21 protein-coding genes are annotated in these 21,064 nt (G+C 55.3%); 11 read left to right on the forward strand and 10 right to left on the reverse strand.

All coding sequences use genetic code 11. The features are described 5' to 3' along the window. The first annotated feature begins 650 nt into the window (after window positions 1-650). Together purH and purD are read left to right on the forward strand one after the other, a co-directional pair. Window positions 651-2,240: a bifunctional phosphoribosylaminoimidazolecarboxamide formyltransferase/IMP cyclohydrolase gene (purH, locus tag C3432_RS19885; protein ID WP_103778287.1), complete on the forward strand. Its 1,590-nt coding sequence runs from the start codon at window positions 651-653 to the stop codon at window positions 2,238-2,240. A gap of 11 nt (window positions 2,241-2,251) precedes the next feature. Next, window positions 2,252-3,541, forward strand: a complete 1,290-nt coding sequence (gene purD / locus C3432_RS19890) for a phosphoribosylamine--glycine ligase (RefSeq protein WP_103778288.1) — start codon at window positions 2,252-2,254, stop codon at window positions 3,539-3,541. Here purD and zraR read toward each other — a convergent pair. Together zraR and zraS are read right to left on the reverse strand one after the other, a co-directional pair. After that, window positions 3,538-4,863 (reverse strand): sigma-54-dependent response regulator transcription factor ZraR, encoded by a 1,326-nt coding sequence (gene zraR / locus C3432_RS19895; protein ID WP_103778289.1) that lies wholly within the window; start codon window positions 4,861-4,863, stop codon window positions 3,538-3,540. The genes purD and zraR overlap by 4 nt on opposite strands. Then, entirely contained in the window at window positions 4,860-6,272 is a 1,413-nt protein-coding gene (zraS, locus tag C3432_RS19900; protein ID WP_103778290.1) for a two-component system sensor histidine kinase ZraS, read from the reverse strand. The genes zraR and zraS overlap by 4 nt, the downstream gene beginning before the upstream one ends. Window positions 6,273-6,524: 252 nt before the next feature. Between zraS and zraP the strand changes: the two genes are divergently transcribed. Then, on the forward strand, window positions 6,525-6,971 hold the full coding sequence (gene zraP, locus C3432_RS19905) for a zinc resistance sensor/chaperone ZraP (RefSeq protein WP_103779078.1): 447 nt from the start codon (window positions 6,525-6,527) through the stop codon (window positions 6,969-6,971). A gap of 88 nt (window positions 6,972-7,059) precedes the next feature. Here the strand turns inward: zraP and C3432_RS19910 are convergent, their stop codons facing one another. The 6 genes from C3432_RS19910 to nudC form a co-directional block, all read right to left on the reverse strand. Continuing rightward, window positions 7,060-7,755: a DUF1481 domain-containing protein gene (locus C3432_RS19910; RefSeq protein WP_103779080.1), complete on the reverse strand. Its 696-nt coding sequence runs from the start codon at window positions 7,753-7,755 to the stop codon at window positions 7,060-7,062. 12 nt (window positions 7,756-7,767) lie between these two features. Then, entirely contained in the window at window positions 7,768-8,040 is a 273-nt protein-coding gene (hupA, locus tag C3432_RS19915; RefSeq protein WP_001044509.1) for a nucleoid-associated protein HU-alpha, read from the reverse strand. A gap of 186 nt (window positions 8,041-8,226) precedes the next feature. Then, the gene (locus C3432_RS19920; protein WP_103778291.1) at window positions 8,227-8,817 is read right to left on the reverse strand and encodes a YjaG family protein; all 591 of its coding nucleotides are present in this window, start codon (window positions 8,815-8,817) and stop codon (window positions 8,227-8,229) included. A 42-nt stretch (window positions 8,818-8,859) separates the two neighbouring features. After that, the gene (nfi, locus tag C3432_RS19925; protein WP_103778292.1) at window positions 8,860-9,531 is read right to left on the reverse strand and encodes a deoxyribonuclease V; all 672 of its coding nucleotides are present in this window, start codon (window positions 9,529-9,531) and stop codon (window positions 8,860-8,862) included. 9 nt (window positions 9,532-9,540) lie between these two features. Next, window positions 9,541-10,605, reverse strand: a complete 1,065-nt coding sequence (gene hemE / locus C3432_RS19930) for a uroporphyrinogen decarboxylase (RefSeq protein ID WP_103778293.1) — start codon at window positions 10,603-10,605, stop codon at window positions 9,541-9,543. 50 nt (window positions 10,606-10,655) lie between these two features. Beyond that, a complete protein-coding gene (nudC, locus tag C3432_RS19935) occupies window positions 10,656-11,429 on the reverse strand; it encodes an NAD(+) diphosphatase (protein ID WP_103778294.1) in 774 nt (257 codons plus the stop codon). 94 nt (window positions 11,430-11,523) lie between these two features. On the opposite strand from nudC, the gene rsd reads away from it, so the two are divergent. From rsd to thiH, 7 genes are all read left to right on the forward strand, one after another. Then, window positions 11,524-12,012: a sigma D regulator gene (rsd, locus tag C3432_RS19940; RefSeq protein WP_103778295.1), complete on the forward strand. Its 489-nt coding sequence runs from the start codon at window positions 11,524-11,526 to the stop codon at window positions 12,010-12,012. Between the two features lie 368 nt (window positions 12,013-12,380). Further along, the gene (gene thiC, locus C3432_RS19945; RefSeq protein WP_103778296.1) at window positions 12,381-14,279 is read left to right on the forward strand and encodes a phosphomethylpyrimidine synthase ThiC; all 1,899 of its coding nucleotides are present in this window, start codon (window positions 12,381-12,383) and stop codon (window positions 14,277-14,279) included. Beyond that, window positions 14,279-14,914 carry a thiamine phosphate synthase gene (gene thiE, locus C3432_RS19950; RefSeq protein ID WP_103778297.1) on the forward strand — a complete coding sequence of 212 codons (636 nt, stop codon included), beginning with the start codon at window positions 14,279-14,281 and terminating at the stop codon, window positions 14,912-14,914. Before thiC ends, thiE begins: the two co-directional genes overlap by 1 nt. After that, window positions 14,907-15,665 (forward strand): HesA/MoeB/ThiF family protein, encoded by a 759-nt coding sequence (locus C3432_RS19955; protein WP_103778298.1) that lies wholly within the window; start codon window positions 14,907-14,909, stop codon window positions 15,663-15,665. Before thiE ends, C3432_RS19955 begins: the two co-directional genes overlap by 8 nt. Further along, complete coding sequence (gene thiS / locus C3432_RS19960; RefSeq protein WP_103778299.1) at window positions 15,646-15,846, forward strand: sulfur carrier protein ThiS; 201 nt, start codon at window positions 15,646-15,648, stop codon at window positions 15,844-15,846. The genes C3432_RS19955 and thiS overlap by 20 nt, the downstream gene beginning before the upstream one ends. 1 nt (window position 15,847) lies before the next feature. Continuing rightward, window positions 15,848-16,618 (forward strand): thiazole synthase, encoded by a 771-nt coding sequence (gene thiG, locus C3432_RS19965; protein WP_103778300.1) that lies wholly within the window; start codon window positions 15,848-15,850, stop codon window positions 16,616-16,618. Further along, window positions 16,615-17,745 carry a 2-iminoacetate synthase ThiH gene (gene thiH, locus C3432_RS19970; protein ID WP_103778301.1) on the forward strand — a complete coding sequence of 377 codons (1,131 nt, stop codon included), beginning with the start codon at window positions 16,615-16,617 and terminating at the stop codon, window positions 17,743-17,745. Before thiG ends, thiH begins: the two co-directional genes overlap by 4 nt. Before the next feature lie 36 nt (window positions 17,746-17,781). On the opposite strand, the gene C3432_RS19975 is transcribed toward thiH, so the two are convergent. Further along, complete coding sequence (locus tag C3432_RS19975; protein WP_103778302.1) at window positions 17,782-18,927, reverse strand: SIS domain-containing protein; 1,146 nt, start codon at window positions 18,925-18,927, stop codon at window positions 17,782-17,784. 95 nt (window positions 18,928-19,022) lie between these two features. Here C3432_RS19975 and C3432_RS19980 point away from each other — a divergent pair, with 95 nt between their 5' ends. Further along, the gene (locus tag C3432_RS19980) at window positions 19,023-19,754 is read left to right on the forward strand and encodes a GntR family transcriptional regulator (protein WP_103778303.1); all 732 of its coding nucleotides are present in this window, start codon (window positions 19,023-19,025) and stop codon (window positions 19,752-19,754) included. On the opposite strand, the gene C3432_RS19985 is transcribed toward C3432_RS19980, so the two are convergent. Next, window positions 19,744-21,057 (reverse strand): 6-phospho-beta-glucosidase, encoded by a 1,314-nt coding sequence (locus C3432_RS19985; RefSeq protein ID WP_103778304.1) that lies wholly within the window; start codon window positions 21,055-21,057, stop codon window positions 19,744-19,746. The genes C3432_RS19980 and C3432_RS19985 overlap by 11 nt on opposite strands. Window positions 21,058-21,064: the final 7 nt, after the last annotated feature.

Genomic DNA, 21,064 nt, shown 5'->3' on the forward strand with positions numbered 1-21,064 from the left:
GAGCCATGATCAAACTCTTCAATTTAAGTTTGATGCTCGTAGAATTAAACTTCGTAATGAATTACGTGTTCACTCCAGAGACTTGGTATTCATTTATTGTCCGAAGACATTAAGAATCCATGTCACTTTGAGTGCCCACACAGATTGTCTGATAAATTGTTAAAGAGCAGTTGCGACGCGCTTCAGCGCTCTGTCGCGAGGTGGCGTATATTACGCTTTCCTCTTTCAGAGTCAACCCTGAATTTCAGGATTTTTCTCTTCAACCGGCCCGGCTGTTTGTGTGAAGTGATTCACATCCGCCGTGTCGATGGAGGCGCATTATAGGGAGTTCCCGAGCATCCGCAATAGAAAAATTGCAGAAAAATGACTGACTGCTGCATTCCCCAGCAAAACCCCGCCTTATACCTTTTTACACACAGAGTTATCCACAATTTCAGGGATCGTTTGCCGGATCCTTCCTGCGGCAAGGGATCGATAATAGAAGGAAAATCAGTGGCCGAATCGAAAAAGAAAAATTCGCGAGCGTTGCGCAAACGTTTTCGTTACAATGCCCCCGCAAAATAAAGATGCCCCGTAAGGGGCGTTAGCTGAGTTTTTTACGAAAAACTCAGCTAACGCTCTCTGTTATAGTCAAATCCAGGGGATTTACCATGCAACAACGTCGTCCAGTCCGCCGCGCTCTGCTCAGTGTTTCTGACAAGGCCGGTATCGTCGAATTCGCCCAGGCACTTTCTGCACGCGGTGTGGAGCTACTGTCTACGGGGGGTACTGCCCGCCTGTTAGCAGAAAAAGGTCTGCCGGTGACCGAAGTTTCCGATTACACCGGTTTCCCGGAAATGATGGATGGACGCGTAAAAACCCTGCATCCGAAAGTACACGGCGGTATTCTCGGCCGTCGCGGCCAGGATGACGGCATTATGGAACAGCACGGTATCGCGCCAATCGATATGGTGGTTGTAAACCTGTATCCGTTCGCCCAGACCGTGGCTCGCGAAGGCTGCTCGCTGGAAGATGCGGTGGAGAATATCGATATCGGCGGCCCGACCATGGTGCGCTCTGCGGCGAAGAACCATAAAGATGTGGCTATCGTGGTGAAGAGCAGCGACTACAGCGCCATTATTAACGAGATGGATGCCAATGAGGGTTCTCTGACCCTCGACACCCGTTTCGATCTCGCCATTAAAGCCTTTGAACACACCGCCGCTTACGACAGCATGATTGCCAACTACTTCGGCAGCATGGTGCCAGCCTATCACGGTGAAAGCAAAGAAGCGGCAGGCCGCTTCCCGCGTACCCTGAATCTGAACTTCATTAAGAAGCAGGACATGCGCTACGGCGAGAACAGCCACCAGCAGGCTGCCTTCTATATAGAAGAAGAGGTAAAAGAAGCCTCTGTTGCTACCGCACAGCAGGTTCAGGGTAAAGCGCTCTCTTATAACAATATCGCTGATACCGACGCCGCACTCGAATGCGTGAAAGAGTTTAACGAACCTGCCTGCGTTATCGTGAAGCACGCTAACCCGTGCGGCGTGGCGGTCAGTACCTCTGTTCTTGACGCTTACGACCGCGCGTATAAAACCGACCCGACCTCTGCGTTCGGCGGCATTATCGCTTTCAACCGTGAGCTGGATGCCGAAACCGCCCAGGCCATCATCTCTCGTCAGTTTGTTGAGGTAATTATTGCGCCATCGGCGTCTGAAGAAGCCCTGAAAATCACAGCCACAAAACAGAACGTCCGCGTCCTGACCTGTGGACAGTGGGCGGAACGCGTTCCGGGCCTGGACTTCAAACGTGTTAACGGTGGCCTGCTGGTTCAGGATCGTGACCTCGGTATGGTGACAGAAGGCGAGCTGCGCGTGGTTTCTAAACGCCAGCCGACCGGACAGGAGCTACGTGACGCGCTGTTCTGCTGGAAGGTGGCGAAGTTCGTTAAATCCAACGCCATTGTTTACGCCAAAGAGAACATGACCATCGGGATAGGTGCAGGCCAGATGAGCCGCGTCTACTCCGCGAAAATCGCTGGTATTAAAGCGGGTGATGAAGGTCTGGAAGTGAAAGGTTCTGCGATGGCATCCGACGCTTTCTTCCCGTTCCGCGATGGAATTGATGCCGCCGCCGCCGTTGGGGTGAGCTGCGTGATCCAGCCAGGCGGTTCCATCCGTGATGATGAAGTGATTGCCGCTGCGGATGAACACGGCATTGCAATGATCTTCACCGACATGCGCCACTTCCGCCATTAATGGAGCGAGACATGAAAGTATTAGTTATTGGAAACGGCGGGCGCGAGCACGCCCTGGCGTGGAAAGCCGCCCAGTCGCCGAAGGTAAACACGGTATTTGTTGCGCCAGGTAATGCCGGCACCGCACTGGAGCCCACGCTGCAAAACGTTGCCATCAATGCCACCGACATTCCGGCACTGCTGAACTTTGCACAGAACGAGAAAATCGACCTCACTATCGTCGGCCCGGAAGCGCCGCTGGTCAAAGGTGTGGTGGACACCTTCCGCGCCGCAGGTCTGAAAATCTTCGGCCCGACCGAGGGTGCCGCGCAGCTGGAAGGCTCCAAAGCCTTCACTAAGGATTTCCTTGCCCGTCACCAGATCCCGACGGCGGAGTATCAGAACTTTACCGACGTTGAGCCTGCGCTGGCGTATCTGCGCGAGAAAGGCGCGCCGATCGTGATCAAAGCCGACGGCCTGGCTGCGGGCAAAGGCGTGATTGTCGCCATGACGCTTGAGGAAGCCGAAGCCGCCGTTCACGACATGCTGGCTGGCAACGCGTTTGGCGACGCGGGTCACCGTATTGTCATCGAAGAGTTCCTCGACGGTGAAGAGGCGAGCTTTATCGTGATGGTTGACGGCGAGCACGTGCTGCCAATGGCCACCAGCCAGGACCATAAGCGCGTAGGCGACGGTGATACCGGGCTGAACACGGGTGGTATGGGCGCCTATTCTCCGGCACCCGTGGTAACTGATGAGGTTCATCAGCGCACCATGGAACGCATTATCTGGCCAACCGTAAAAGGTATGGCGGCGGAAGGTAACACTTACACCGGTTTCCTCTACGCGGGACTGATGATCGACAAACAGGGTAACCCAAAGGTTATTGAGTTTAACTGTCGCTTTGGCGATCCGGAAACTCAGCCGATCATGCTGCGCATGAAGTCCGACCTGGTTGAGCTGTGCCTTGCCGCCTGCGAAGGTAAGCTGGACGAGCAAGAATCGCAGTGGGATGAGCGCGCATCGCTGGGCGTCGTCATGGCCGCAGGGGGTTACCCAGGCGACTATCGCACCGGCGACGTCATCCACGGTCTGCCGCTGGAAGAAGCGGCGGATGGCAAAGTGTTCCACGCCGGAACCCGAGTGGCGGATAGCGATCGGGTAGTCACCAGCGGCGGCCGCGTGCTGTGCGTCACCGCGCTGGGAGATACCGTGGCTGAAGCGCAAAAACGCGCTTATGCCTTAATGACCGATATCCACTGGGACGACGGCTTCTGCCGTAAAGATATCGGCTGGCGCGCGATTGAGCGTGAGCAGAACTAACGCAACAGTTTCGCCAGCAGCGTCTTGCGTGTGATGCCTAACTGACGGGCGGCTTCAGTCTTGTTGCCGCCCGTTTTCTCCAGCGCCGCCAGTATCACCTCTTTCTCGACCTCCACCAACGGCTGAATGGCAGCCTCCTGCATTTGTGGGATTGCCGCGTTAGCCATAGCCAGCGGCAGTTCGCGCTCCGAAATGTACTCCCCATTAAGCAGGACCACCGAACGCTCAATGGCATTTTCCAGCTCGCGGATATTACCCGGCCAGTCGTAATGAATCAGCAAATCCATCGCCCGTGGGGTAAATCCTTTCACCACTTTGCGGTTACGCTCAGCAAAACGCTGGAGAAAATGTTCCGCCAGCAAGGGGATATCTTCCCGGCGCTGGCGTAGCGACGGCATTTCAATCGTAACCACGTTCAGTCGATAGTAGAGATCCTGGCGAAAGCGACCGGCGCTCACCTCTTCGGCCAGATCGCGGTGGGTGGCGGCAATCAGACGAACATCCACGGAAAGCGTCTGATTGCTCCCCACACGCTGCACTTCCCGCTCCTGAATGACGCGCAGCAGGCGCACCTGCATCATTGGCGAAATATCGCCAATTTCATCGAGAAATAGCGTGCCGCCGTCAGCCTCAATAAATCGCCCCTCCCGGCGTTTGTCTGCGCCGGTAAACGCCCCCTTTTCGTGACCGAACAGCTCTGACTCCAGCAGCGACTCGTTGAGCGCCGCGCAGTTCAGGGTCACCAGTGGTTTACCACTGCGCGCGCTGCTGGCATGCAGCGCCCTGGCGACCAGCTCTTTCCCGGTACCCGAATCGCCATGTATCAACACCGTGGCATCAGATGGGGCAACCATCGCAATCTCACTAAGCAATTGCTGCATTGCCGGGCTTTTGCCGGTCATACCGAACTGCGCGCCAGAGACCGACGTCAGCTCGCTTGTGGAATCCCGCGTGTGGGCCAGCGCTTTTTCCAGCGTCTCCTGTAAGCGGTCAAAATCCAGCGGTTTGATTAAGTAATCCAGCGCCCCGGTCTTTAGTGCCTCCACCGCCGTCTCCACGCTGGAAAAGGCGGTCATGATCAGCACCGGAATAGCCGGGTTAAGCGTTTTGATCTCTTTGAGCGTTGCAATGCCATCCATCTCCGCCATCCGCACATCGCACAGTACCAGGTCAAAGACATGTTCACGTACCTGTTCCAGCGCTGCGCGTCCGCTGTACGCCAGCGCGACGCCATAGCCCCAACCGCGAAGCAGCGCCTGCAAGATCGTGCAGTGGCTGACATCATCATCCACCACCAGAATGTCAATTTTTCCGCGAGTCATCCGTGTAAATCCTTACGTGTTGCCTTAACCGGCAGCCAGAGTGTGAAAACAGCGCCTTTTCCTGCCGGGCTGGCGGCCTGAATGTTGCCCCCATGCTGCTCAATAATGTTTTGTACCACCGCCAGTCCCAGCCCGGTCCCCTCAGCTTTGGTTGTAAAGTAGGGGGTAAAAATGGCTTCCAGCTGTTCTGCCGCAATCCCCTTCCCCGTGTCGGTAACCGTAATTTTAACGCGATCGCTTCCGCTTTCACTCGCCTCAACGGTGATAATCCCTTGACGATCAATAGCATGGATCGCGTTCAGATAGAGGTTCAGCAGTACCTGGGTCAACCTGTCCGGATCCGCCTGAACAGGCGGGAGCGTCGGTTTGGCACTGAAACGCAGCACAATCTCCCGACTTTGAGCATCCTGCCTGACCAGTTGCAAAGAGTGGGCTATCACCTCGTTAAGATCCACCGACTGCAACGACAGATGCGCGGGCTTCACCAGCTCCAGCAGCTCGCTGACCACCCGGTTTAAGCGGTCAGCTTCTTTTGCCATCACCTGCGCCAGTTCATGCGCCTCACCTCCTGCTGGCGAGCGCTCGGCGAAATATTTTGCTAAGCCCTTGATGGAAGAGAGCGGATTACGAATCTCGTGGGCGACCCCCGCCGCCAGATGCCCTAGCGCCACCAGCCTCTCTTTACGATTCATCTCATCCTGTAAAAGTTGGCGGGAACGCAGGTACCGGCGATACCAGAAGAATGTCAGGAGCGTCGCCAGCAGTACCGTCGCCAGCGCAAAAAGAACAATCAGCGTATTGTGCCACTCTCGCGCCTTCGTCACCGCCAGCTCACTGGCATCAAAGGCGATAAAAATCATCTGCTGCGCCGCCGGAGTGGCGTCACCGTTGCTGTCACAACGCGGCGTATTGCGCATGCCGTGCCTGCCAGGAGCAAACAGCGGCTGAAAATGGCGATAGATTTCCAGTGCCTCCACCGGCTCACCGTTCTCACCTTGCGCTTCAATATACCGCCAGCGTTCCTCGTCTCCCGGATTTAACGTCTGAATCTCATCCGTCGAATAGAGCTTTTTCCCTACCATCGCAGGATCGCTGTGGGTCACGATTTTGCCCTGGGCATCCGTTACCGCAAACCAGAGCACCCCTGGCTGTCCGGCCATCTCCTCCAGCAGCGTCTGCTGTTGGACATGGTGCATCCGCATGCTCATTCCTACGCGGGTTCCTGACTCCAGCGCCCGGATCAGCACGCTGCCTTTTTCCAGCAGCGTCTGACGGGCCGCGTTGCTCTCCCGACCATAGTCACGGATCACCATCACGGAAAACAGCCCTACCAGAATGAGAATAACGGCGGGCAGCACGCCGTTCAGCCATTTCGCTATTTTATCCTTATGTTCCCGCATGAAATGCATATGCTCTCTCTTATTGTCGTTCCCTTCCCTGCTTCAGCAGAAATCATGCCACTTTTCATCGCGGGTAAACCTGTCCCTCGACACAAACCGCGGCACCCTCTGAGTAAAAATGACTCACAGGGCTAACCAGACGGGTCATTTTTACTCACATTCAGACCCAGGGGACAACCAGAGCCTATGGGATACGGGGCGGACACATCTGGCACGGAAGATGCAATACAGTGAGTAAGACTACCCACAGGAGGATAAATGATGAAACGGATTAACAAACCTGGACTTGCGCTGATTGCTCTCTCTCTGCTGGCATTGGGTTCAACCCCAGCCTTAGCACGCCACCACTGGGGGAACGGCGACGGCATGTGGCAGCAAAATGCCAGCCCGCTGACCGCTGAACAGCAAACAACCGTGCAGAAAATTCATAATGATTACTACACACAAACCAGCTCGCTGCGTCAGCAGTTAATGTCCAGGCGTTATGAATACAATGCGCTGTTAACCGCCAGCTCACCGGACAGCGCCAGGATCAGCGCGGTGGCAAAAGAGATGGAAGCGCTGAACCAGTCACTGGATGAGCAGCGTGTGAAACGGGATATTGCGATGGCGGAAGCGGGCGTACCGCGTGGCGCGGGTATGGGCTATGGCGGCTGCGGCGGGGGTTACCATCGTGGCGGTGGTCATATGGGGATGGGCAACGGGTAAAGGACTTAATGCCTGATGGCGCTACGCTTATCAGGCCTACAGATGGACACCGTAGGCCGGGTAAGACGCCTTTGCGTCGCATCCGGCGCTAAAATGTTTTCTCTTTTGGCTGCCAGCGGCAGAAATCAGAATTAGCCACCAGTAAGAGTTGCGACCCTTCCGGCGCCTCCAGCCATGCCACGCTCACGTCTGACGACGAGCGGCTCTGGCGGCGCTCAATATGGCTCATTGCCCACGAATCTAAATCGGGCTTAACCGTCTCGCCTTCACAGGTTGTGATCGTGCGTTCCGCAGCATGCCAGCGCCCCTGACGCAATATCACTCGCCCCTGGCGTAGCGCATCGCTGGTCTGGCGGATCTGCTGTGCACGGTAGCGATATAACGCGATTTGATCGTTAGAAAGCTGCTGCTTTTGCCCATCGACTTCGCGCTGCATAAAACTTAGCTCATTGCGATCGTCAAAGCGCACGCGAATATGTTCCGGCGGTTTAGCGTAAATGTTGAGCTCAATCAGAGAGAGCGTGTCTCCCTGCCAACGGTATTCGCTGGTGGTGGTATCGCCGTTACGCCAGGGACTAAAGACTGAAAGCAGATGGACACCGTCGGCGGAATCTTTCCGCCAGATGCGCACCGCCCCCTGATCGTCCGCAAACCCGCTGGCCGTAAACGGCGGCAGAGAAGTATTGTGACTACAGGCCGTCAGCAACAGCATGCCCGCCAGCGTCAACGCGCGACGCCAGACAGACAAAAGGGGCGAAACCGCCCCTTCGCTAAAACTGTTCACAGCCATGCGGTCTTACTTAACTGCGTCTTTCAGTGCCTTACCAGAAACAAATGCCGGTACATTAGCTGCGGCGATTTTGATTTCTTTACCGGTCTGCGGGTTGCGGCCAGTACGCTCAGCGCGGTGGTTCACTTTGAAGGTACCGAAACCAACCAGTTGTACAGCATCGCCTTCTTTCAGAGACTCAGTAATTGCAGCCAGAGTGGATTCCAGAGCAGCTTTAGCCTGGGTTTTAGACAGTTCTGCTTTGTCTGCAATTACATCAATCAGTTGAGTCTTGTTCATAAGTTATCCTTACAATGTGTTTATCGCTTGCTAAGCATCGAGTGCGACGGAAATGCCAGAAAAGCACTCTCCTGCATACACGCACCGATAGCCACTTTTTTTCGCCCCCCAAATGTAGACCAGACGGGGGGCGAAAGGGAAGACTCCAGGCACGACAAATCAGGCGTTAAATCACGTTTTCTGGTCTCATTGCTGAAAATTTATACCGATATTGCTCTCTCCGACCTCGCGGAGGTCTGCACGGAGCCCTTTTATCAGCTCAATATCGCGTTCTTCGCAGTCGGCCAAAAGTCGGAATATTTCCCACTGAATATCCCATTCCTGTTCAACAGCGGGGTTTTCTTTGAGCTCTTCATCGGTCATTTCCCGCCCAGCTTGCGTCATTTCCAACATCGCTACCGTAGTGATCGATGTCTTACTGACCTCAAGTGCATGTTCCAGCGTTTCACCGCTCAGACGGGAATGCATTAATTCGCTTAATGCAACGCAGGCATCAATCGCCGGATAAACGCCGTACAGGTCAAAATCATCGGCCACCGGAATCGCTTCTTCAAACTTTTCGAGCTGACTGTCGAAATTCACCTTCGCATCTTTCACCGTCAGCGTCTCCCAGATGAGATCCAGGATGCGGCGGTATACCTGGCCGTCGCCAAATCCAGTCTGCTGGCAAAACATCGCGTAATTCGGGTACATGCGTTCACATAAACAGGCCATAAAAGTGACGTGCTGCCAGCTTTCCAGGCGCTCCAGACGGAGATGAATCGGGTTTTGTAACATGATGAGTTCTCGAAAACAGAAATTAGCGGCAGTGTACCTGAATCAGGGTTGAATTTCTTGCCATCGCATAAACGCCGGGCGTTCCGACGCGACGGCATCCGCCCAGCGGGTCGGCTCCGGCAGGCGGTACCCTTTCATACAGCGTTGAACCCACGCCAGCGCGCTATCCGTACTGACCCGATGCCCTGTCGCGATAAACAGCGGATTACAGCGTGCCTTGCTGCGCCAGACCCAGGCCAGCTGTTCGCCTTTATCCATTAGCGGGGTTAATGCGCCAGGTTCAGCAGAAAGCGGCTCAAATTTACCGCAGAGTCGTTTTTTTGCCACGCCAATGGTCGGCACATCCACCAGCAGTCCGAAATGGCTGGCAACGCCAAGCCGACGCGGATGCGAGATGCCGTGACCGTCAACAAAGACTAAATCGGGTTTTTGCGATAGCTGTTCCCACGCCGCCAGCAGCGCGGGATATTCACGAAACGAGAGAAAGCCTGGAATATAAGGCATGGTCGTGGCGATACGCGCCACTTTGTACTCCACCAGCTCAAGCGTGGGATACTTCAAGAGAACCATTGCGGCCCGCGTCACTTCACCGCCCTGCTCAAACCCGACGTCGGCTCCGGCGATCAGATCTGGCGGATCTTGATCAAGACGATCTTCACGACAAACGGATGAGGCAAGTTCAAGCTGTTTTGCGCGTAGCGACGCGAGATCCATAATGGTTCCTTAGCGGTGATACTGTTGGGACAAACGGTGCACCGCCTCCACAAAGACGCCGGCATGTTCTGGCGGCACATCCTGGTGGATACCGTGACCGAGGTTAAAGACGTGCCCTTCACCCTGGCCGAAACCAGCCAGTATCGTTGCCACCTCTTCTTCGATACGCGCCGCTGGCGCATAGAGCATCGACGGGTCCATATTGCCCTGCAGGGCGACCTTATGCCCCACGCGACGGCGCGCATCCGCAATATCGGTGGTCCAGTCAAGCCCCAGCGCATCACAGCCCGTTTCCGCCATCGCTTCCAGCCACTGCCCGCCGCCTTTGGTGAACAGCGTAACCGGGACGCGGCGACCGTCGTTTTCACGCAGCAAGCCATCGACAATCTTGTGCATGTAATACAAAGAGAACTGCTGATAATCACGACCCGTCAGCACACCGCCCCAGGTGTCAAAAATCATCACTGACTGAGCACCCGCCTTGATTTGGGCGTTAAGGTACAGCGCGACGCTCTTCGCCAGCTTATCAAGCAGCAGATGCAGCGCCTGCGGATCGGCATACATCATCTTTTTGATGACGGTAAAGGCTTTGCTGCTGCCGCCTTCCACCATGTAGGTCGCCAGCGTCCACGGGCTGCCGGAGAAACCGATCAGCGGCACGTCGCCTTTCAGTTCACGACGGATAGTACGCACCGCATTCATTACGTAGCCCAGTTCATCTTCCGGGTCAGGGATCGGCAGTTTGTCGACGTCAGCTTTACAGGTCACCGGCGCGGTGAAGCGCGGGCCTTCTCCGGCTTCGAAATAAAGCCCCAGCCCCATCGCATCCGGAATCGTCAGGATATCGGAGAAGAGGATCGCCGCATCAAGCTTATAGCGGCGCAGCGGCTGTAGCGTCACTTCACACGCCAGCTCGGCGTTTTTGCACAGCGACATAAAATCGCCCGCCTGTGCGCGGGTGGCTTTATATTCCGGTAAATAGCGGCCCGCCTGGCGCATCATCCACACCGGGGTGACATCAACGGGCTGGCGCAGCAGCGCACGCAGATAACGATCGTTCTTCAGTTCGGTCATTTTTGCAGTTCCTTATTGCGTCAGTCCGCCAGTGTATCACTACTCATTCTTTACTCGTACCCGGCCCGGCAGATCGCCACGGTATCTTCGATAAGGCGGCGCGCCACGGTGCCCGGCGGCGGCAGTAACGGGAGAGAGTCATAACGATACCAGTTCGCTTCTAACAGCTCTTTTGGATCGATAACAATCTCGCCGCTGTCATACTCTGCCATAAAGGCGGTCATCAGTGACATAGGGAAAGGCCACGGCTGGGAAGTCACGTAGCGCAGGTTTTTGACCGTAATCCCACTCTCTTCCATCACTTCGCGCGCCACCGCCTGTTCTAAGGTTTCGCCCACCTCCACAAATCCGGCAAGCACGGTATGGATGCCGTTACGATGGCGGGTATGTTGCGCCAGCAGAATGCTATCGTCACGACGAATGGCGACGATAATGCAGGGGGCAATTTGCGGGTAATAACGTTCACGACAGTGGCTGCAAAGCATCGCCCATTCGGTTTTGCCTGGATACATTGGGTGCCCGCAGTAGCCGCAGAATTTATGCGAACGAAAGAATTCCGCCAGCTGCACGCCACGCCCCGCCAGTTGAAACAGGCCGACATCCTGATCGATAACCTGACGCACCGAGCCCATATCGTACCGTCGATGCTGTTGTACCAACCAGACAGGCTCATCTTCCCACTCCCCGATTCGGAGTGCGCGCTGCCCCACAAGATCGAAATTTCCCGCCTCACCGTGTGGCAATTCACCGTGGGGCAACCATAATTTTTGCTCATGACTGACGATCCACCAGCCGTGATCTCTTTTTTCAATAATACGATCCATAGCTCTTGCACTACCTTTGCTTCACTGGCATGTTGTTAACATTATATTTACATTTTTGGGTGAGCAGTTTACATCTACATTTGCGGAGTCAATCATGCTAAACCAGCTGGAAAACCTGACAGAGCGCGTCGGAGGAAGTAATAAACTGGTTGATCGCTGGCTACATGTACGTAAGCATCTGCTCGTTGCTTACTACAATCTGGTCGGCATTAAGCCTGGCAAAGAATCGTACATGCAGCTGAATGAAAAAGCGCTGGATGATTTTTGTCAGAGCCTGGTCGATTACCTGTCCACCGGACATTTCAGTATTTATGAACGCATTCTCCATAAATTGGAAGGGAATGGTCAGCTTTTAAAAGCGACAAAAATCTGGCCCTTACTGGAAGCCAATACCCAGCGCATTATGGATTACTATGATTCCAGCCTGGAGATCGCTATCGATCACGATAACTGCCTTGAGTTTCAGCAGGCGCTGTCCGATCTCGGTGAAGCGCTGGAAGCCCGGTTTGTGCTGGAAGATAAGCTGATTATGCTGGTATTCGATGCCATGCACGACAGCGCCACGCTCAAACGTCCAGCTTGAGTTCTGCATTATTAACGCGTAGTTTACAAGCGTCCCCTCTCTTCGGAGGGGAGTTATCTTGTCGGAGTGCTTATTTTCCACAAAAGCATTCGTGATGCCTCAGGGCGGCAGGTCAGTGAACCTCCGGAAGCTTACATAAGTAAGTGACTGGAGTGAGCGGACGAAGCCAACGAAGAGGCAGCGCGAAGGTTGAAGTGGAAAAGGCTGAGACCGTTAATTCGGGATCCGCGGAACCTGATCAGGTTAAGACCTGCGAAGGGAACAAGAGTAATTCTGCCTTATGCTATGCTGCGCCCGTACGGGCGGTGTACATCCATTACTCCATCCGTCGTCTGACAAGCCACGTCCTTACTTTTATGGAATGAGCTATGTCTGCAACCACGAAACCATCACGCCGCGAACAGCGCAAACATGCCCAACACTTTATCGATACCCTGGAAGGCACCGCCTTTCCCAACTCGAAACGGATCTACATTACCGGCTCACAACCGGATATCCGCATCCCAATGCGTGAAATCCAGCTTAGCCCGACGCTGACTGGCGGCAGCAAAGAACAGCCGCAATACGAAGAGAACGAAGCGGTACCGGTGTATGACACCTCTGGCCCTTACGGCGATCCGGATGTGGCGATTAACGTCCAGCAGGGTCTGGCGAAACTGCGCCAGCCGTGGATTGTCGCCCGTAACGACAGCGAAGAATTAGACGACCGTAGCTCCGCTTATACCAAAGAACGTCTGGCGGATGACGGCCTTGATGAACTGCGTTTCAACGGCCTGCTGACGCCAAAACGCGCCAAAGCAGGCAAACGCGTAACCCAGTTACACTACGCCCGCCAGGGGATGGTGACGCCAGAAATGGAGTTCATCGCCATTCGCGAAAACATGGGCCGCGAGCGCATTCGTAGCGAAGTGTTACGCCACCAGCATCCGGGAGAAGGGTTTGGCGCGCGTCTGCCGGATAACATCACCCCGGAATTTGTCCGTGATGAAGTCGCCGCCGGGCGCGCGATTATTCCCGCCAACATCAACCACCCGGAATCCGAACCGATGATTATTGGCCGCAACTTCCTGGTGAAGGTGAACGCCAACATTGGTAACTCAGCGGTGACCTCCTCCATCGAGGAGGAGGTGGAAAAGCTGGTGTGGTCGACACGCTGGGGGGCGGATACGGTGATGGATCTCTCCACCGGTCGCTATATCCACGAAACCCGCGAGTGGATCCTGCGTAACAGTCCAGTACCTATCGGTACTGTGCCTGTCTATCAGGCGCTGGAGAAGGTTAACGGGATTGCCGAAGATCTCACCTGGGAAGCCTTCCGCGATACCCTGCTGGAACAGGCGGAACAGGGCGTGGACTACTTTACTATCCACGCGGGCGTGCTGTTGCGCTACGTGCCGATGACCGCCAGACGTCTGACGGGTATCGTCTCACGCGGCGGTTCAATCATGGCGAAATGGTGTCTCTCTCATCACAAAGAGAACTTCCTCTACGAACACTTCCGCGAAATTTGTGAAATCTGCGCCGCCTATGACGTCTCTCTGTCGCTGGGCGATGGCCTGCGTCCAGGGTCAATTCAGGATGCCAACGACGAAGCGCAGTTCTCCGAACTGCGTACGCTGGGCGAACTGACCAAAATCGCCTGGGAATATGATGTGCAGGTGATGATTGAGGGGCCGGGTCACGTGCCGATGCAGATGATCCGCCGCAATATGACCGAAGAGCTGGAGCACTGCCATGAAGCTCCGTTCTACACCTTAGGACCGTTAACCACCGATATCGCACCGGGCTATGACCACTTCACCTCCGGGATTGGCGCAGCGATGATTGGCTGGTTTGGCTGTGCCATGCTGTGCTACGTGACGCCGAAAGAACACCTGGGCCTGCCGAACAAAGAAGATGTGAAGCAGGGGCTGATTACCTACAAGATTGCTGCCCATGCCGCCGATTTAGCCAAAGGACACCCTGGCGCACAGATCCGCGATAACGCGATGTCAAAAGCACGCTTCGAATTCCGCTGGGAAGATCAGTTCAACCTCGCACTCGACCCATTCACCGCCCGTGCTTATCACGATGAAACCCTGCCGCAGGAATCAGGCAAAGTAGCCCACTTCTGCTCCATGTGCGGGCCGAAGTTCTGTTCGATGAAAATCAGCCAGGAAGTGCGCGACTATGCCGCCGCGCAAACCATCGAAGTGGGAATGGCGGATATGTCGGAGAACTTCCGCGCCAGAGGCGGTGACATTTATCTTCGCAAGGAGGAAGCCTGATGTACCAGCCTGATTTCCCCACCGTCCCCTTCCGCCTCGGACTTTATCCGGTGGTAGACAGCGTGCAATGGATCGAGCGTCTGCTGGAGGCAGGCGTGCGTACTATTCAACTGCGCATTAAAGACAAGCGCGATGAAGAGGTGGAGGCCGATGTGGTCGCCGCCATTGCGCTGGGTCGCCGCTATGATGCCCGGCTGTTCATTAACGATTACTGGCGTCTGGCGATCAAACACCATGCCTGGGGAGTGCATCTCGGCCAGGAGGACCTGGAAACGACCGACCTGAAGGCCATTCAGATGGCGGGATTACGCCTCGGCGTGTCGACTCACGATGATATGGAGATCGACGTGGCGCTGGCGGCTCGTCCTTCTTACATCGCATTAGGGCATGTTTTCCCGACGCAAACCAAGCAGATGCCTTCGGCCCCGCAGGGGCTGGAGCAACTGGCACGTCATATTGAGAGGCTATCCGATTACCCCACCGTCGCCATCGGCGGTATCAGCCTGGAACGTGCACCTGCGGTACTGGCCACCGGCGTCGGCAGCATTGCCGTGGTCAGCGCGATCACTCAGGCAGCAGACTGGCGTGCTGCCACCGCGCAGCTACTTTCGGTAGCAGGAGCCGGCGATGAATGACCGTGATTTTATGCGCTACAGCCGACAGATCCTGCTCGGCGATATCGCCCTTGAGGGGCAGCAAAAGCTGCTCGAAAGTCATGTACTGATTGTCGGTCTGGGTGGACTAGGCTCACCTGCTGCGCTGTATCTGTCCGGTGCCGGCATCGGAACGCTAACCCTGGTGGATGATGATGACATTCATCTGAGCAACCTGCAGCGGCAGATTCTTTTTACCACTGATGATATCGCCCGCCCGAAAGCGCAGGTCGCCCGGCAGCGGCTGTCGCGACTTAACCCGGACAGCGAACTGGTGGCGCTGCAACAACGTCTGACGGGCGATGCGCTCAGACATGCGGTGGCATGTGCCGACGTGGTGCTCGACTGTACTGACAATATGACCACCCGCCAGGAGATTAACGCCGCCTGCGTGGCGCTGAATACGCCATTGGTTACCGCCAGCGCCGTCGGTTTTGGCGGTCAGCTGATGGTGCTGACGCCGCCCTGGGAGCAGGGCTGCTATCGCTGCCTGTGGCCAGACGACGCAGAGCCGGAACGTAACTGTCGCACCGCGGGTATTGTCGGCCCTGTCGTCGGCGTGATGGGCACGCTGCAGGCGCTGGAAGCGATTAAACTGCTGAGCAATATCGAAACACCCGGCGGCGAATTACGCCTGTTTGACGGCAAAACCAGCCAGTGGCGTAGTCTGGCGCTGCGCCGTGCCAGCGGTTGTCCAGTATGTGGAGGGCAACATGCAGATTCAGTTCAATGATGAGCCAATGCAGTGCGCAGAGGGGCAAACCGTCAGCGAACTGCTCACCGCGCTTAATCAGCTCAAACCGGGGGCAGCGCTGGCGCTGAACCAACAGATCCTGCCACGCGAGCAGTGGCAGCAGCAAATCGTGCAGGAAGGCGACCAGATCCTGCTTTTTCAGGTTATTGCAGGGGGTTGATATGTTACACATTGCAGACAAAACGTTTGATTCACATCTGTTTACCGGCACCGGAAAATTCGCCTCATCGCAGCTTATGGTTGATGCGATCCGCGCTTCCGGTAGCCAGCTGGTGACGCTGGCGATGAAGCGTGTGGATTTGCGTCAGCATAACGACGCGATCCTGGCGCCGCTGATCGAGGCTGGCGTTACGCTACTGCCCAACACCTCAGGGGCAAAAACCGCCGAAGAGGCGATCTTCGCCGCTCAGCTGGCGCGCGAAGCGCTGGGCACAAACTGGCTGAAGCTGGAGATTCATCCGGATGCCCGCTGGCTGTTGCCGGATCCGATTGAAACGCTGAAGGCCGCCGAAGCCCTGGTAAAACAGGGGTTTGTGGTGTTGCCCTACTGCGGCGCTGACCCGGTGCTGTGTAAGCGGCTGGAAGAGGTCGGCTGTGCGGCGGTAATGCCGCTCGGCGCGCCGATAGGATCAAATCAGGGACTGGAAACCAGAGCCATGCTGGAGATTATTATTCAGCAGGCGACGGTGCCTGTCGTCGTGGATGCCGGGATCGGCGTCCCCAGCCACGCGGCGCAGGCGCTGGAAATGGGCGCCGATGCGGTGCTGGTAAATACGGCCATTGCCGTGGCGGACGATCCGGTCACGATGGCGAAGGCATTCCGGCTGGCGGTTGAAGCCGGGATTCTGGCGCGTCAGGCCGTTCCGGGATCGCGTGGCGTTTATGCCAGCGCCACCAGCCCGTTGACCGGATTCCTGGAGGCCATCGCATGAAAACCTTCACCGACCGCTGGCGGCAGCTGGACTGGGACGATGTTCGCCTGCGTATCAACAGCAAAACCGCCGCTGACGTAGAGCGCGCGCTCAACGCCGCGCATCTCAACAGCGAGGATATGATGGCGCTGCTCTCCCCTGCCGCCGCCAGCTATCTTGAGCCGCTGGCGCAGCGGGCGCAGCGTCTGACCCGCCAACGGTTTGGCAACACGGTAAGCTTCTACGTCCCGCTCTATCTCTCTAACCTCTGTGCTAACGATTGCTCCTATTGCGGTTTTTCGATGAGCAACCGCATTAAGCGTAAAACGCTGGATGAAGCAGAAATTAACCGGGAGTGTGCGGCCATCCACGCGCTGGGGTTTGAACATCTCCTGCTGGTGACCGGCGAGCATCAGACCAAAGTCGGAATGGACTATTTCCGTCGTCACTTGCCCGTCATCCGCCGTCAGTTTTCCTCTTTACAGATGGAAGTACAGCCGTTATCGGAAGAAAACTACGCGGAGCTGAAAGCGCTGGGGCTTGACGGCGTGATGGTCTATCAGGAGACGTACCACGAACCGGTGTACGCCCGGCATCATTTGAGGGGCAAAAAACAGGACTTCTTCTGGCGGCTGGAAACCCCGGACCGGCTGGGGCGGGCGGGGATCGACAAAATTGGTCTCGGCGCGCTGATCGGTCTTTCCGACAGCTGGCGGGTGGACTGTTTTATGGTCGCCGAACACCTGCTGTGGCTACAGCAGCACTACTGGCAGAGTCGTTACGCCATCTCCTTCCCACGCCTGCGTCCATGTACCGGGGGTATTGAACCGGCATCTATTATGAATGAGCGGCAACTGGTGCAAACCATCTGCGCGTTTCGCCTGCTGGCACCGGAGATTGAGCTGTCACTGTCCACGCGCGAGTCAGCGTGGTTTCGCGATCGCGTGATCCCGCTGGCGATCAACAACGTCAGCGCATTTTCAAAGACGCAGCCTGGCGGTTACGCCGACAATCACCCGGAGCTGGAGCAGTTTTCTCCGCATGATGACCGTCGTCCGCAAGCCGTTGCAGCCGCATTGACGGCGCAGGGGCTACAACCGGTGTGGAAGGACTGGGACAGCTGGCTGGGGCGCTCGTCGCAACAATGACAAAAGCGGCGGGGGGAGTGACTCCCCCCGTTTTTTTCAATACACGGTGACTTTGGCCACTTTTGCTACTTTACCATCATGAGAGGGATTGTCAGGCGTTACGCCTGCTGCAATTGCTTTATATAACCCGGCCAGTTGAGCAAATAAGACGTACAGCATAGCCGTAAAGGATTCATGCACTTCAGCCAGTTCCGGGCTGGAAAAATGAAAGTAGCGATCGCACACAGTAGCTTCATCCGGCAACGCGTCATGACCAATTCCAATAATCATGGCCGCTTCACTGCGATCGCGTTTTAGCTCTGTCATCATATCCAGATCGTAACGCTGTAAATCTGGACGGGCGGCGATATAACCAAGAATCGTGGCATCACGATTAACGATCAACTTTGGACCGTGACGAAATTCCAGCATAGAATGCCACGCCGTCATGATGCTGCCATTGCCCATCTCCAGCAATTTGAGGCTGGTTTCGCAGGCTACCGCTTTTAGCGACAATGCGCCGACGGCCACCATATTATCGCGCTCAAGCGTGGCCCACTGTTCAATAGCCGACGCATAATTTTGCAGAAAATAACCGGCGCCACGCATTAGCACGGGCAAAATATTTTCCAGCTCCTGCCTGCGTTTTGGCGCCAGTAGCAGCATCAGATACCACAATGGCAACGTAAATTCAGATGTTGCGGCAAAACTCCCGTTTGAAGTCCCCTCTGGCACAGGTACAAATAACCCTTCCGGATGCTGGCAGGCAAGCAGTGCCAGTTTACTCTGTGCATTGTTGGTGATGGCAATATGATAAAGTCCGGGCTGGCTCATGAGATATTTTTCAACGACGCGGACTGTTTCAGGTGTATTACCAGAGCTGCTTACCGAAACTAAAATCACATCATCCGTCATCCTTTCGGGCATCAATACCAGGTCCGTAGAGGGTATGACCTCTATCTGGCGTTCCGATACGCTGCGCAGCCAGTTGAGACAGGATCGCGCAGCAAGTAGCGATGAGCCCGCACCGGTAATCACAATCCGATGCCGGTTCTCACAGCCTGTCCAAAAAGCCGCTATCGCCTCCTCCTGCGTTTTAACCCGTTCGAGTCCTTCCTTCCACAAACGTGGCTGCGCCACGATAGCCTTCGCAGTCAGTATGGCCCCTTTCTCTTGCCACCAGTCTTCATTGTGGTTAAGCATAATGATTTCCTGAAGTTAATGTCCTTGCACCCGGCGGAAGTTGTGCATTAGCATCCCGTCGCCAGCCTTTTTATTCATACTTTCCGGGGACCCTCATGAAGCCAGTCTATGTTTTGATTCGCGACACGCTAAAGCGTGATATTCAAAATCAAAAATATCCGGTGGGTTCCCTTATTCCATCCGAACGCGAGCTTGCTCAAACGTACCAGGTCACACGAGCAACGGTCCAAAAAGCAATAACTCACCTTGAGCAGGAAGGCCTGGTTAAAAAGATCGTGGGCAAAGGAACATTTGTTAGCCGGACCTTTGCGCCACCCGTTTATTTGCTGAACCCCGAAGGTAAAAATAGCGCCCTGGGGGTCACTCAGGAGCTCAGCGAAAAAGCGACCATTACCAGTCAACTGATCTATAACGTCAGACAACCAGCCGGTGAATTACTTGCCTCCCAGTTTGGCGTTAACGCAGATGAACCCGTCCATGCCATTCGACGTATTCGACTCTTTGACGGCGTGCCGGCATTAATCGAAGACAGCTATATTCCCCGGTCAGTTGTTGCGGTGATTGACAACGACACGCTGGAGAATCATTCGCTCTATACCTTTATCGAAAACGCCTGCCAGCAAAAAATTGGGGGTACCGATTCGGAAATCTCGGCCAGCCTTTTCAACCAGGAGATGGCCAGACTTTTGCGTATTCCGGTGAACTCCCCCATGCTGCATATTAAAGAGCGAACCTGGCTTGCCGACGGCACTATTTTTAACTACTCATGGAGCTATAACCGCGGCGATCTGTTCCGTATGCACAGCCGCAAAATCCTCACGCCTTAAAAAACTGAGGCAGATATTCCCGATGCGCCTGCAGAAGCTCATCCAGCACGTTTTTGGCGACCTTCCCTGACGGTACCAGCGGGTTGAGCGTCAGCGCCTGTAGCGCTGCGCCATAGTCTCCGGTCACCGCCGCTTCTACCGCCATCTCCTCCCACGCTTTCATCAGCGACACCAGGCCGGATACCGTTGCCGGGAGCGGATCGTTATTCAGCGGAATAGCGCCGTAGCGCCCTATAACGCAGGTAGTTTCAATGGCGACATTATCCGGCAGAGAGCGAATCGCGCCGTTATTACGCACATTCACCGTCATCAGCAGATTTTTATCATTGTAGATTGCGCTAATGAGCTCACACGCCGCCTCGGAGTAGTAAGCCCCGCCCCGCTGCTCCAGCTGTCCTGGCTTTTCATGAAGCTGTGGATTTTTGTATAACGCAAAAAGCTCATGCTCGACGGCTTTAACAACCTCGCCGCGCGTACCGTGTTCTCTGTATTCCTGTACTTGTTTCTCAAGAACATCGCTGGTGGCGTAGTAATACTGATGATAAGGGCAGGGAATCACGCCGAGATGCTGAATTTGCGCCTGTAGCCAGGGAATATCCGGAATATTTTTTGGCTTATGCTCACTGTCGTATCGCAGGTTTTTCAGCACTTCCGGCATGACATCCCTGCCATCCATATAGACATGCGTGCCGTATAAGAAATGGTTTAATCCCACCAGTTGCAGCATAAATCGAGATTTATCCACGCCCAGGATCTCAGCGACCATCCGCTGCATGGATTGAGAAAGATTGCACAGGCCAACGCATTTTATCTGGCTATGTTTAAGCACCGCTTCCGTTACGATCCCGCTGGGATTCGTAAAGTTGATGAGCCAGGCATCCGGGCACAGCGCTTCCATGTCCCGGCAAATATCCAGAATCACCGGAATTGTACGCAGCGCTTTTGCCAACCCCCCTGCGCCATTGGTCTCCTGACCAATCAAACCATGTGAAAGAGGAATGCGTTCATCTTTAATTCGCGCTTCAAGCTGTCCCACGCGGAATTGCGTAGTCACGAAATCGGCACCTTTCAGAGCCTCCCGGCGATCGAGCGTCAGATGAACCTTGCAGTCAATCCCCGCCGCTTCAACCATCCGCTTTGCCAGGTTACCAACGACGTCGAGTTTCTCACGCCCTGCTTCAACATCGACCAACCAGATTTCGCCAACAGGCAATTCATGATAGCGCTGGATAAAACCTTCAATAATTTCTGGGGTATAAGAACTGCCGCCCCCAATAGTGACTATTTTAATTTTCTTCGTCATAACCTAA

It is taken from the genome of Citrobacter amalonaticus (assembly GCF_002918555.1).
GTDB classification, from domain to species: Bacteria; Pseudomonadota; Gammaproteobacteria; order Enterobacterales; family Enterobacteriaceae; genus Citrobacter_C; species Citrobacter_C amalonaticus_A.